The organism is Sphingomonas sp. BGYR3 (genome assembly GCF_025153455.1).
Taxonomy (GTDB): domain Bacteria; phylum Pseudomonadota; class Alphaproteobacteria; order Sphingomonadales; family Sphingomonadaceae; genus Sphingomonas.
The window spans coordinates 932,387-945,816 of the sequence record NZ_JANZNT010000001.1; the positions used below are offsets into that span (position 1 = coordinate 932,387).

Below are 13,430 nucleotides of genomic sequence, written 5' to 3' on the forward strand. Positions count from 1 at the left end.
ATTGAGCCACCCGGCGCGTAGCGCAGCAAGGCAAAATCGACCTGCCCATCGAGGGCATGCCCAAGACATGGGCCGTCCAAGCCGGACGCTAACGGCGAACCGCTTTCCACCACCTCGGTGGTGCAGCGCCCCGCCCCCTACGCAACTCCGGTGTTTTCTTGTCCGTTTCCCGCGCCACGTCCAAGCCTACCCTTGCCGCGTCGATCGCCTCTTGGCGTCGCGGAAGCGAAGGCTTTTTCCGCTCTCTCGGGGATGTTCAGCCAAGCGTGCCCAGCGGGACCGGCGGGCTTGTGTCATCCAACCCTAGCTCCTCCGTGCACGCCGAGATTGTTAAGGCTCTGGAATGTGATGACATTTCTGTCGCGGCGTTCTGCTGGCTCTGACGGCATGGGAAAATGCTCACTAACGTCATGGCGCTTGTTTGTCGGTTTCTCACTCGCCCGGCATAAAACATCGCGGTTGTCGCCAATTCGAAACGACAGGCCAGCCGGTCCCATACGCCCGCCTTTCGCCATCGCACGAAGCGGTTGTAGCAGGTGGTGCGCGGCCCGTAGCGCTCCGGCAGGTCGCGCCAGGGCGCACCGGAGCGCAGCACCCAGAAGATGCCGTTCTGCGTGCGGCGATCATCGACGCGCGGCACGCCTCTCGGCTTGTTCGGCAGGAGCGGCTCGATCACGCGCCACTCGAAGTCGGTCAGGTCATATCGGCTCATGCCCGGCCTGAATCAGAACACGACAGGTAAGGAAAGCCGCCATTCGCCAGCTTCAGTGCTTACGCTGGCCTATCAGTCGCATCGCGTTCCTTTGCCGGCACCAACTCTGTCACGAATCCTTCCTGCCACCCGGTCACTCCGAGCGTGACGGGATAGATGTTGAACCCCTCTGGAAAGTCTCGAAATCCTGGCTGATCCCGCAAACGGCCGATCGCCTCGGTCGCGTCTGCTTCGGTCGCATAGATACCGATATGCAGCTCTGTATCCTCACGATCCGGATACTCGCGCTCGAACCAAAGATCATAAACGACCGTCATAGCGCCCATCTAACCCACCGCCGGCGCTAGCGACAATGACGTTGCAGCGGACCAGCGCACCTCTCGCGGCCTCGCTTTATGGGTTCACGACCTAGATTGCCCCCACCACGTTAGCCAGCCCCATCGTCTGTATCAATCGGGCAACCGTGCAGCGAGCGACATAAAGACCTTCGCGCTGCAACTGCCGCCTGATCTTGCGAACGCCATGGACACGGAAGTTGGCATCGAACGACCCTAACACTCATGCAAGAAGCCACCCGACACCCACCGCTCGATGGTCGAAGATGATCTCGTCAACAACAACGACGAGGTTACGAAATGCACTTGTTTGAAATTACCACTGCCGACGGCTCCACGATCCCGGTGTTTGCCGCGGCATTCGACGAAGCGGCGACCTTGTTCACCGGCTGGCACGTCTCCATGCAGGGAACACAAGTCCCCGACTTCGAGGTCCGGCAGCGCAACCCACGATGGCCTGGACTGAACAATCAGCACCTTGCCGAAGCACTTGCCCGAAATCAGTCTGGGGTTGGGAGCTATGATCCCGCAATCGGCTGGACGATCGCATCTGCATCTAGCGGGAGCCGGTAACATGCACGTCCTCAATTTCTTCCGGGATAATGACGATTACCAAGCGGCAATCTTTGCCTCCAACGAATGGCGCGCAGCCCAGATATGGGAAGCAATCGGCGAACGCTTCTGGCTGATGCCGGAGGGATGGCTGGGCTCCGAGCTCGACACATGGCTGGTGCTTGGCCGCGTTCGCCATGAACGTGAAGCTTGCGCACGATGCGCTGAAGGGATCGGTATTTACAATCCACGGCAGGGATGGACCATTTTGCCGCTTGATTACGATGGTCTTGGCATAGCGCCTCCAGACCCAAGGCGTTAGCAGTGGCGAGCACGCAGGCGGCAAACTGCTCTGGGCAGTGAATTTCCAAACCTGAAATTTTTTGCCCTACACCGGCGGGTAAAAAAACCGCGCAATCCTGCGGTGCAATGGGAGAGCCTCTGGTTGGATCATCCAACCAGAGGCTCTCTACCTGCTGGAAGTGAGCTGGTTGTAAAATAGTTGGTATTTTGTTGGCGTATTTCGCTGATTTGCGAACCTCTCAAACAACCATCACAGCCGCGGGTCAACTGGCTCGGCCTCCATCGCAAGCACACCAAACACAGCCTGATGCACGCGGGTCAGCGGCGCGTGCTCGACGAAGCGGTGCAGCGCTTCCAGCCCAAGTGCAAACTCTCGGAGGGCCATGGAGCGCTTGTGCCCCAGGCCGCGCTTCTTGAGCCGCTCGAGGTTCGCAGGGCAATCGTAATGCGGCCCGTAGATGATCCGAAGATATTCCCGGCCACGGCACTTGATCGCAGGCTGGAGCAGCCCTTTCCCGCCACGCGCCACGAAGTCGAGCGGCTTGACCACCATGCCCTCGCCGCCCGCAGCGGTCATCGCTTCCCACCATGCAATCGCGTCGGCGACCTGTGCCGGGTCGTCAAGATCGATCCGCCGATACTGTGTCGCCAGCAGCAGCGCAGGGTCGGTCTCGGCCAGCCGATGCGCCGCAGCCATGTGCCAGAGGTGATCCTTGTCGTCATTAACCGCGCCCTCGCTGGCGAGCAGGTGGCCCGGTGCGATGCGCAAATCCTCGATCCCGGCGAAGGGCGCGACATAGCGGTTATAGGCCGAACGGTAGCGGGCAGCGTCGTCAAGGCTCGCCTTGGTCGAGGCGGCAAGTTCGTAGATCGGCACGCCGCGTGCCTGGGCAGCGGCGAGGACGCCCGACAAGGCACTCAGGCCCGCCACGGCGGCGGAACCGACCGCAGCATATTGCCCGCGCACCAGCGAGCCCGCCTTCATGCTCCATGGCAGGATCTCGCAGTCCCAGAGCACCCAGTCGCTGGCAAGCTCGGACCACAGGCCCGAAGCTTCCATCGACTGATCGATCCGGTGCAGTGCAGCCGCTTCGAGTTCGTCATCGTTAAAGAAGCGCCTGCCGGTGCGCGTGACGATTACACCGCGCGCGCCGTCATGAACACCGAAGCGCTTCGCTGCGACCTCCTGCGTCCGCGTGAGCAGCACAAGGCCGCGCGAACCCATGTGCTTCAGCACAGTGGAATGATAAGAAGTCCTAGGGAAGCGATCGCACTCTCACCCGGATGGTGCCGATCAGGCGGTGTTTCCGGGCAAGTGCCATCCACTTTAATGGCTCCTACAGTTCAATCCAGGCCAGCTGTGAATCGCGCCTGGAGATCCGCACCGACCCGGCGAAATCCCATTAGTCGCGCAGCAGCTCGAACCAGATCCTCACTGGACCCACCCGGATTGTCGTCCCGCGCCAGGCGAAGCGCGGCTCTTATCTCAAGCATAGGCAACACATCCGCCTTACAGGTCGCAGGATCCTCCGCCGATCTGTCGCGGACAGGCGGTTCTGCAGCCTGTTCGCTGGTGAACCAGAACTCCTCGTCGGTCCGCAGTTCCGGCAATTGACGTTTCGCCGCCATCAGTGCGTCGCGCGTTGCAGCCAGCACGCGCTTCCCAGCTTTTCTTTTTCCGAACGCAGCGGCGATGCGCCTCGCAACTTCATCAATATGAACAGGCCCTTCGACCCCGACAATTTCGATCACGAGCGGGATCAAAACCGTCATCGGTGCCTCATGCGGTTCCAGCGTGCTTGCCGCCCATGGACGGGCGCGAACATAGGCGGGCATCTCGCGAACGATCGCTTCGGGCAGCTCAAAGACGGGTTCATTGCCGTCAGCCACCACAGGCTGCGCTTTCTCTAGGTTGGCGCCATGGATTTCAGCAGGCGCGCCACTCGCCGATCGGGCAGCCTCAAGCGCCTCCCCCAACCGCTCAATCTGCGCGCGTCGATTGTAGAACCAATCGGTGCTCCATATGCGATGGAAGCGCCAGCCGAGATGCTCCAGCACGTCTTGGCGCAACCGATCGCGCTCACGCGCCCACAATGCCGAATGATAGGTCGCGCCATCGCACTCTATTGCGAGCAGGTAGTTACCCGGCTTTTCGGGGTGACGCACGCCAATATCAATCTTAAAGCCCGCCGAACCGACCTGAGGATCGGCGAGGTAGCCTAAACTACGCACTACTTCAGCAACATCTTCTTCAAAAGGTGAATCAGGCACTTCACCAGTAATCGTTGGCTGGTCGATCGCCCCTGACTTGGCATAGTCCAGGAAGCGCTTCAAAATGCGCGGCCCGTCACGCGCTGCGCGGCTCACGTCAAGATCGCCAGGATCGAACGAGGCAAATACCTCGCAGCGAAGGCGCGCGCGGGTGAAGAGCACGTTCAAACGTCGCTCGCCGCCATCCCCGTTCACAGGGCCGAAGCTCGCGCCGATCATACGTCCGCCGGGTTCAGTAGGGCCGTAGCCAACGCTTACCAATATGACGTCCCGCTCGTCCCCTTGGACGTTCTCGATATTCTTGACGAACAGATCCTCGGCACGGCCTTCGCGGAGGAAGGCATCAAGAGCACTGTCGCTACGCCGTGCCAGTTCGAGCAGCTCGTTGATCGTGTTTTTCTGCGCATGGCTGAAGGTTACAATACCAAGCGACAGGTTGGGCGTGCTCCGCGCATGCTCTGCAACTCGTCTTATGATCGCTTCGCCCTCTCGACGATTGTCGCGCCGCCCACCCTTGTCGTAGGCCCCGTCGACCTTCGTAAAAATCAGCCCATAGGCAGGATCTTTTTCCAGCGGTGAGGGCGGCAAAACCAGTTCTGATTTATAAAACTCCGCGTTCGAGACGCGCATCAGCGATGGATCACGCGATCGATAATGCCATTGAAGCATTCTTGCTGGCAGCCCGCGCGCTTCGCATAGCGTAAGGATGCTTTCAGACTCGCCAAGCGACGCCGCGCCGCCCAGCAATTCCTCAGCTATACCATCTTCGTCACCGTCCAGATCGCCATCGGAATCGCCGCCGTCCGCCAGCAATCGATCAAAGAATGATGACGGAGGAAGTTGCTTTTCGTCACCCACCACTACGATCTGCCGCGCCCGCGCAATCGCGCCAAGCGCATCTTCCGGGCGCACCTGACTGGCTTCGTCAATCACCAGAAGATCAAATTCGACCTTACCTGGTGTCAAATACTGGGCAACCGAGATGGGACTCATCAGCAGCACTGGCTTGATCCGCTGGATTGCCCGCGAAGCCGACAGGAAAAGTCTGCGGAGCGCCATATGCGACCGCCGCTTACCAATCTCGCCACGCACGATCTTCATCTCACCTTGCGCGCCCTGCGGGAGCTGGGAGAGATGTCCTGCCAGGATCGTCGTGACATTTTCCTTGAGGCGCATGCGCTCGAGCTTAGAGAATTCATCGACCAGTGTATGGCGGTCGAGTCGGGCAATCTCTTGCAAGGCTGGATTTGAGCTGAGCGCCGCCTCCCAAAGTTTCTCGGCCCGAGCAAACTTCAACTCAATGGTCGCGCCGCTGGCATCGAGCTCGCCATCAGCGATGCGCGTTGCCAATGCTGACAGCCCGAGGGCGCCTAATTGTTCGCGAGCTTTGGATAGCGCAGCCCATTCGCCATAGCGATCAATTGTGCCCGCCATTGTGGCAAATATATCGGCCACAACGGCAAGGTCTCCGTCCTCAGGACCGGGGCCAAAACGTCGCGGATCCATGTCCAGCTTGACGGTCATGACGGCAATCGCATCGCGTGCAGCTCTCGCCGCCGCCGTAATATCGCTCAGGGACGTAACGCTTGCAGGATCGCAACCCATCGCAACCAGGCGATCGGGCGATACGGGGAGTGGAGTCGTCAGAGCGTTGCTTGCCCACCTCGCCACCTTCGACGCTCGAGCGAAATCGGTGCGTTCACCGCGCCAGAAATCGCCCAGACACTCAGTCATGAAGGCTTCGTCGTCGCGCCAGGTGCGGCGCATCGCCTGAACATCGCCCAGTTGATCGATCAAGGCCAGCCGCTCGACAGGTGCCTTCGGCAGCGCATCGCGCAACAATCCGGCCAGCGCTCGCGACGCAGCGCGATACGCGCCACCCCAGCGGGCAAAGAACGAACTCGTCGCCGCCACGACAGGCGCGCGCAGCGGAACTACATCCTGCCCGAACGCGGCATCGACAAACCAGTTCGTTGCTTCGGCTTGTGCCGCCTGCCAACGCGCGGCGACTTCCATCGCTCCAAGCAGTCGAGCGAGATCGTTCGAGGCAATGATACGCAGCGCGAGCGCAGCGTCACCGCTGTCCAGTCCGATCAAACGATGAAGCAGATCGATGATCGGTTGCGCAATCGCCTGCGACCGTGGCCCTGTGAGCCCCGCAGCGCGCATGGGCAGATCGAGCGCGTCCCGTAACATTGTCGCTGCTTGGCACGTGCTCTCGAGTTCCGGCTTCAGCCTCGACAACGCGACTGGCTGGAAATCGAGCCTGCCCACACCGGCAAATGGATGTTGTTCGACCGGCCCCGCTTTTTCGACCAGCGCAGCATAATGACTGATCTTGTCGCAAGCGGCAGCCTCGTCGGCGCGGCTCACGGCCGTGGTCGCAGATGCGTCCAGTGTCGGCATGGGCGCTCCAATACCTATATAGCGCGCCTGTCGTCCAAGGACGCTATAGGGCGTTTCTCCGCTGTCACCGATCGGCATGTGCAGCGCGTCCGCCAACGCATTCAAGCGGTCACGCACACCTCGTAACTCGCCTGGAGGCGGTGGAACCGCGGGGACGGCCTGACCTGCGGCAAGTGTCCGCGCCAGTTCGCCCAGCACGGCCTTCTTGTTGGCAGTCTTGGAGTGCAGCTCAAGGATCAGATCACGAAGCCCCACCTTCACCAGTCGGTCATGCACCACCGACAGTGCTGCCATCTTTTCCGCGACAAACAGGACGGTTTTGCCCTCCCTCACTGCGGCCGCGATGATGTTGGTAATCGTCTGGCTTTTTCCAGTTCCCGGTGGGCCCTGCACGACCAAATTGCGCCCGACCCGCACTTCCTCGATGACTTTGGCCTGGCTGGCATCGGCATCGACGACGTGAAACAGATTTTCGGGCGGCAGCAGATCATCAAGACGATCATTGCCGCCGAACAGCGGCGCCTCATGCGCAAATCCTTCGAAGAGCAGGCCGCGCGTCAGTTCATGCGCTTGGAGTGCGTCTTCGGGCCAAGCTTCAAGTGCCAGGTCGCGATACATCAAAAGCTTGGAAAACGAGAAAAAGCCGAGCTGCATGGCATCTCGGTCAATGCTCCACTTGGGCCGTTCCGCGATGATCGCTTCGACAGCGTCATGATAAACGCTTGGCCGCCAGCCATCCACATCGTCATCAATTTCCGGCAGAACAATCCCGAAATCCTCCTGCCATCGCTGCTGCAGCGGCAGATTGGTCATCAGATCATCGTCGCGAAGTTTCAGATCATAGGTTGAAGTGCGCTGGTTACGGACGAGCTGGACTGGCAGCAGCACGAGTGGCGCTTCACGCGGCACGTCGGAATTCTTGTCCTCGAACCATTTCACGAAGCCGAGCGCGAGATAGAGGATGTTGACGCCCTGCTCTTCCTCCGCAGTCTGGGCTTCCCGCGCGATCTTCAGCAGCCGCTTCGCGAGTGCATCCGGCCCGAGCCGTGTTTCGAGCTGGTTGTCGCTGAAACGGTCCTCGCCAACGGTCTCTTCAACATGCTCTTCGGCTAACGTGATCTCCCCGGCCTCGGCCTTTTCATGCCCCAGGCCGAGAAATCGCATCGCGCGGCCAGAAGACAGGATAGCGTGGACGTCGTCTGACCGTTCGTTGACGATGTTGATGACGTTGCCGCGAGCATTGGCGCGATTGACATGGACCAGCCGGTTGCGCGTCCCAGTCTCGACCAACCGCTTGCGCGTCTCGTCAAACAGCTTCTGAATGGAGCGGGACTGCTGCCCTGGCGTTGCGCGATGCTGATTTGTCATACGTCAGTCGCTTCAAATAAGAAATTCAGGCCCCTGCTAATCGTCATCTTGCTTAACCCACCCCCAATACCGACTGAACTATGCCAAACCCCGACAATTCACTTCAAATCGTCCAGAAACTCAGACCCAGGCGCCACGCCTGCCAGCATTAGCCGGTCGCGTGCGCGGGTTGCGGCAACGTAGAGCAGGTGCCGTTCGGTATCCTGCACCGCCTCGAGGTCAGCGATGTCCCCCACACCCGCCAACCGATCGGCGTCGGGCAACACATCCTCATCCAGCGCCATCACTGCAACACCGCGAAACTCGAGGCCCTTGGCGTCGTGCATGGTTAGCACCGGCAAATCGGCGCAAGCTGCCTTTGCCGCAGCGCGACCGCGCTCGAGTTGCGCCGTCCCCCTCACCAGCACGGCCAGCTCTTTCGATGCGAAACCTTCCGCCAGTGCCGCGCTGAGCCATGCCGAGACGGTATCGCACTCGGAGGTCTCGTCCTTCACGAGTGCGAGGACCGGTTCAGGCCCGTCAAACACGGATACAGTGCCGGTGCGCGCTTCAATCAAGCCGTCCTGATCAGTGATCTCGCGCCCCAGCAGCCGATCAGCGATCGACCTGATCTGGTGGGAAGTGCGGTAACAGACCTTGAGCACAGTGGCGCGGCCGCGCACATCGATGCCAAGCTTCGCCCAAGAAAATGGTAGCCGAAAGATGCGCTGCCCCAGATCGCCGGTAAAGAACAGCGCATTGGGCCCACCCGCGCGCCCGAACGCCGCCAGAAACCGCGCCTGCGCGACCGACAGGTCCTGTGCCTCATCGACCACGACATGGGTAAAGCCGATACCTTTCCCCGCCGCGACCCACTGTCCCAGCCGCGCATAGACGTCTGCCCAAGTCGTCAACCCGCGCGCCGCCAGCCGATCGCGCACAAAGGCAAAGACCTGCCACGCACTCTCGCGCTGCTTCGGCCCCAACCGCGTTTTGCGCCCCAGTCGTGGCACAGCGGTGTAGCTCTCCACGTCAGTGATGCCCCAGGCGTCGATCACCTCGTCCCATTCCTCAAACAGGAATGCCGCGTCGTGCCCGGCGCCGCGCCCTTCCTTCATCGCCGCCTCGATTGCTGTCCGCACCTGCGACGCTGTGGCGAGGCTGGGTTGGCCGAAGGCGGCGGCATAAAGATCATAAGCCGCCTGATCGAGCGCACGGACGGTCAGGCGCTCGCGCCGCTCCGGCAGTGCTTCGGTCATCAGCGTCGCCTTGTCGGCCAGCGCCGTCGCCAGCGGTTTGGAGAAGGTGGTAAGCAACACACGCGCCCCCTCCGCCCCCGCCAGATGCACCGCGCGATGCAGTGCAACGATCGTCTTGCCCGTCCCGGCGGATCCCGACACGCGCACCGGTCCCTGCCAGTCGCGCGTCACCGGCCCACGCTGCGCCGGATGGAGGAACACCGCCCATTGTGCGAAGGGCGCGTCGAGCGCGGCCTTGAGCTCCTCGACCCCCGCCACCGCGCGGAACCGCCGCTGGGCATCGGGGTGTGCGAACGGATCGGCGCCGGCCACCGCAGTGGCGGCGACATGATCCTCGATCCGCCCGCCAGTCGCGACATCAAGCAGAGCCTCCGCGGCTTCGTCGGGCAACAGCTCGAACAGTTCCTCGACACTCGTCTGGTCGGCAGCGCGCACGGCGTCGAGCCAGTCACGCGGCACCCCGACATCGAGCAACTGGTCGTCGGACAAGCTGGCAAAGGGGCGGGCCGAAAGCGTCGCGTGGTCCTCATGGGCGTGCGCAACCGCATCTGCCCCGGACACCGCACCGATGGTCTGCACCGCCGGGAGAATTGCTGCGTCTTGCTCACGCTCGGCGACTACCACGAACTGCATCGCCCCGGTCCGCTCATGCGGCACAAGCCGCCGCCGCTCCGCCCACCGATAGGCAGCGTCGTGGTGATCGACATAAGCGAGGAGCGTGTGCTCGCCATCCTTGTGCAGCACGAGGCGCAGGTCCTGAGTGACCCGCGCGGTCCAGAAGCCCGGTGCGGCCTCCACCCGGTGCAGTCGCAAGCCATTACCCGCCTCGTCCTGCGCCAGATCGAAGGCGGTGATCTTCACCTGCTTCTGTTCAGCGGCGGTGAGGCGAGTGAGCGCCTTAGTAAAGGTCGAGGCGTAGAGGAGAGTCACGGCTGCACAGTTTGCACAACGGAACCGTTCCTAACATCCGTTTGATAAGCAACCTGCCTAATTGCCTCAGCCGCTCGCAATTGATCAAGCAAATCACTTACTGCCTGGCGGGCTGCCAACAGTCTTTTTTCAACGCTTCTGACTTCGGCGGTTGCCATTGCCTGCCATTGATCACGCGTCATCCCGGCACGTTGGGCCTCAGCAGCACTTTTCGGAACAGTTATAGCAGCGGGATTTTTCTGCTTTTTCGATCTTTTTGCGACACCGGTCATATTTACGGGCGCGGATTGCTGAACCGTTTTTCGCAACCGCTTCTCCTCAGCATCTGCGGTAATACGCGCATCCGACATTTTTACAGGCTTGCGCTTGGCCCCCTTCGCCTTTGCGGGAGATTTCGACGCCTTACCGGCGGCGTGAGCGGACGCCTCCTTGGTTGGGCCCGCCTTGGGTTTCGGCCCGGAGAACCAGCCGGCACTCCATGGACCAACGATTGTCGATCCGCCGCGATAGCCTCCCTTGCCCATCAAACCCCCACTACCTTCATCACCTCATCCCCCAGGTGATTGATCACCTTCACCGCCACCTTGCCGCCCGCGGGGCGCGGGAACGGGCGTGAGCGGGTGCGTTTCAGCGACTCCCATGCCTCGGCATCGATTTCCGCCTTCAGCGTCGTTTTCAGCGCCTTGTAGGGGTCGTTGGCGCCGGGGAAGTATGCGTGGCGGACGAAGAAGCTTTCGTAGTTATAGTCCGTATCGACAAACCACACGGCGATGTCGTCGGCATCCGAGCTTTCGATCTGCCCGCCCTTATACATGTCGACCCCGGCGACCTCGATCGAGATCATCTTCGTGCCATCGGGGCCATCCCCCTCGTCATGCACCGCGATGTCGGGTTCGCCGAAGACGGTGAACAGGTTGCCGGCGCCGGTATTGGCCAGGTCCGGCATGTGCAGGTCGGGGTTGATCCGCGCCTGAAGCACGGTGAGCGCGCCCATGTTGGTGAACTCGCTGGCATGCGCGTCAAAGTTGAACGCGGCGGCGATCAGCAGGTCAAAGCCCGCCTCCATCGCCTCGCGCGCGGCGGCAGTCAGGTCGGCGCGGGCGACGGTGCCATATTCCGGCCCGACCAGAATGGCTGCGCGCCGTTCCGGGCTGTCGGCCAGCGTGTCGCCCTCCCCCTCGCTCGCCTGCCGCACCACGCCGGCGGCACAGACGAACTTGCCCGGCCAGGGCGAGATGCTGGAGAAAACGAGCTTGTCGGCTTTGTGCGCCTGCTGCACGCCCGATCGCTTGAGGTTGTCGAGCACCATCTGCGCAAAGTCGGCGGTTTCATTGACCGGCCCCGGCTGACGGCGCCCCTCGGCGGCCTCCAGCTCGTCGAACAGGCTGTCGTCGGTATCGACCACGGGAACACGGTGCGGCGAAAGGCTTTCGACCGTGAACGGCCCGGCGACGCGCACGCGGCTCTTGTCCTCATAGGGCTGGTCATAGAGATATTCGGTATCCGCCTTGGCCGCGATCGATGCGTCGATCTCGCGCTGGCGGGCGATGCGCGCCTCCCACCACTGACCATGCGCAGTCCGCGCGGCTTCGGGCCAGTCGCCCTTCGCCTCCCGCGGAATCTCCCATTCCTCCCACGCAGTCCCCAGCGCGGCGTTCAGCGCCTCCCGCAGCGGCTCCAGCCTGGTCTGATAGTTTTCCCAGATCGTGTCGATCTCGGCATTGTTGGCGATGGATTTGAGCGTGATGTGCGGCACGCGCTTGTAGACAAAGCCCTGGCGCAGCCGGCCATAGGTGGGCGTGTCGGCGGGGACTTGCCGCGTCACCTCGCCCTCCTTCACCTGCCCTTCCCGTGAGTCCGCGAGCAGATACCAGGGATAGCGAGCCCCCATGATCCGCGCGCGGGCGAGCGCCAGCGCGACGCGGCTGGTGTCGATCGTGATCCAGCGGCGGCCCCATTGCTCGGCTGCATAGGCAGTGGTGCCCGAACCGCAGGTTGGATCAAGGACGAGATCACCAGGATCGGTCGCCATCAATATGCAGCGCTGAATAAGCTTAATCGACGTTTGAACGACGTATAGTTTATCCTCCAGTCGGCTAGATAGAATAACGTCCCGCCAGTAGTTATTCACTGGTTTAACAGGAAAGTCATCAAGGTATCGAACGAAACTTATTGTGGCACCGCCTTGATGTAAGCGATCAGCCTTGGCAACTCTCGTCATTCCCGCGAATGTCGTTCCCCACCATCGCTCCTTTGGGCTGAAATTTTTCCCGCGGAACGAGAACTCATATTTTGCGCCTGGACCCGGCTTCGTCAGATTATCAACCCGATAAGATCGGCCATTCACTTCGATTTGACCAGTCCGCTCCTCCTGAGACATTCGCCGACGCTCGCCGGAGGTAAGTTGAACGTTGAAATATTCTGATGAGGATTCTGTCTCATCAAGTTTATCCACATAGATTGGACGAAATTTCACAAGGTCGACATGTTTAGCATAATGAAGTATAAAATCATGGCCCGAGGCAAGGGCAGACGAGGCAGCTAGGCCCGAAGTCTTCGCTGCAGCGATTTGGCTAACAAAATTCTCATCCCCAAACACCTCATCCATCAGCGCCCGCACGCGGTGCACATTTTCATCGCCAATCTGCACGAACACGGAGCCTGACTCGGTCAGTAGGTCGCGCGCGACGGTCAGCCGGTCGCGGAGATAGGTGAGGTAGCTGTGGATGCCGTCGGCCCAGGTGTCGCGGAACGCCTTTACCTGTTCGGGCTCGCGGCTGAAATGATCGGCCTTGCCGTCCTTCACGTCGCGGCTGGTGGTGCTCCACTGGAAATTGCTATTGAATTTGATGCCATAGGGCGGGTCGATATAGATGCACTGCACCTGCCCCTTCAGTCCCTCGCGCTCGGCGAGGCTCGCCATGACCTTCAGCCCATCGCCCAGGATCATGCGGTTCGACCAATGCTGGTCATGGGCATAGAATTCGGTGCGCTGATCCGGTTCGATCCCGTTGAAATCGGCGAACAGATCGGGCGCGGCCTCCGGTTCCGCCTTGCGCGTGGTGGCGCGCTTCAGATCCTCGACCAGCGCCTTGGGGTGGATCTTCTCCTGAATATACAGCGGCGGCGCCTCGACGATCAGGTCGGACCAATCGGCCACATCCTTGCCCCGCCACACCAGTTGCGGGTCCAGATCGGGATTGCGCCGTTCGTATGCGGCACGGATCGGCGCCTTCACATCCGGCGGCACAAACGCCTCCAGCTCCGCCGTCGGCGCATTCCGCCGCGTCGCCTCATCATGGGTGAGCGTGTCGA

8 protein-coding genes and 2 pseudogenes are annotated in these 13,430 nt (G+C 61.4%); 2 read left to right on the plus strand and 8 right to left on the minus strand.

The features are described 5' to 3' along the window. Window positions 1-484: 484 nt before the first annotated feature. From NYR55_RS04255 to NYR55_RS04265, 3 genes and pseudogenes are all read right to left on the minus strand, one after another. Window positions 485-712 (minus strand): annotated as a pseudogene (locus NYR55_RS04255) (transposase); the annotation flags it as partial. A 59-nt stretch (window positions 713-771) separates the two neighbouring features. After that, entirely contained in the window at window positions 772-1,029 is a 258-nt protein-coding gene (locus NYR55_RS04260; RefSeq protein ID WP_260019981.1) for a hypothetical protein, read from the minus strand. A gap of 103 nt (window positions 1,030-1,132) precedes the next feature. Next, window positions 1,133-1,258 (minus strand): annotated as a pseudogene (locus NYR55_RS04265) (IS3 family transposase); the annotation flags it as partial. 89 nt (window positions 1,259-1,347) lie between these two features. Between NYR55_RS04265 and NYR55_RS04270 the strand changes: the two are divergent. Beyond that, window positions 1,348-1,620 (plus strand): hypothetical protein, encoded by a 273-nt coding sequence (locus NYR55_RS04270; protein ID WP_260019982.1) that lies wholly within the window; start codon window positions 1,348-1,350, stop codon window positions 1,618-1,620. Between the two features lies 1 nt (window position 1,621). Beyond that, window positions 1,622-1,921 (plus strand): hypothetical protein, encoded by a 300-nt coding sequence (locus tag NYR55_RS04275; RefSeq protein WP_260019983.1) that lies wholly within the window; start codon window positions 1,622-1,624, stop codon window positions 1,919-1,921. A 231-nt stretch (window positions 1,922-2,152) separates the two neighbouring features. Here NYR55_RS04275 and NYR55_RS04280 read toward each other — a convergent pair whose 3' ends face one another. From NYR55_RS04280 to NYR55_RS04300, 5 genes are all read right to left on the minus strand, one after another. Further along, window positions 2,153-3,139: a hypothetical protein gene (locus tag NYR55_RS04280; protein ID WP_260019984.1), complete on the minus strand. Its 987-nt coding sequence runs from the start codon at window positions 3,137-3,139 to the stop codon at window positions 2,153-2,155. A 107-nt stretch (window positions 3,140-3,246) separates the two neighbouring features. After that, complete coding sequence (locus tag NYR55_RS04285; RefSeq protein WP_260019985.1) at window positions 3,247-7,947, minus strand: DUF3320 domain-containing protein; 4,701 nt, start codon at window positions 7,945-7,947, stop codon at window positions 3,247-3,249. A gap of 98 nt (window positions 7,948-8,045) precedes the next feature. Beyond that, on the minus strand, window positions 8,046-10,115 hold the full coding sequence (locus NYR55_RS04290; RefSeq protein WP_260019986.1) for a 3'-5' exonuclease: 2,070 nt from the start codon (window positions 10,113-10,115) through the stop codon (window positions 8,046-8,048). Next, a complete protein-coding gene (locus NYR55_RS04295; RefSeq protein ID WP_260019987.1) occupies window positions 10,112-10,639 on the minus strand; it encodes a hypothetical protein in 528 nt (175 codons plus the stop codon). Before NYR55_RS04295 ends, NYR55_RS04290 begins: the two co-directional genes overlap by 4 nt. Next, window positions 10,639-13,275: a site-specific DNA-methyltransferase gene (locus NYR55_RS04300; protein WP_260019988.1), complete on the minus strand. Its 2,637-nt coding sequence runs from the start codon at window positions 13,273-13,275 to the stop codon at window positions 10,639-10,641. The genes NYR55_RS04295 and NYR55_RS04300 overlap by 1 nt, the downstream gene beginning before the upstream one ends. Between the last annotated feature and the right edge of the window lie 155 nt (window positions 13,276-13,430).

What these genes read in the sequence shown, in the direction of transcription:
- NYR55_RS04275 (WP_260019983.1), top strand. Translation starts at nt 1,622, where the DNA reads ATGCACGTCCTCAATTTCTTCCGGGATAATGACGATTACCAAGCGGCA.
- NYR55_RS04295 (WP_260019987.1), bottom strand. Translation starts at nt 10,639, where the DNA reads ATGGGCAAGGGAGGCTATCGCGGCGGATCGACAATCGTTGGTCCATGG.
- NYR55_RS04285 (WP_260019985.1), bottom strand. Translation starts at nt 7,947, where the DNA reads ATGACAAATCAGCATCGCGCAACGCCAGGGCAGCAGTCCCGCTCCATT.
- NYR55_RS04270 (WP_260019982.1), top strand. Translation starts at nt 1,348, where the DNA reads ATGCACTTGTTTGAAATTACCACTGCCGACGGCTCCACGATCCCGGTG.
- NYR55_RS04260 (WP_260019981.1), bottom strand. Translation starts at nt 1,029, where the DNA reads ATGACGGTCGTTTATGATCTTTGGTTCGAGCGCGAGTATCCGGATCGT.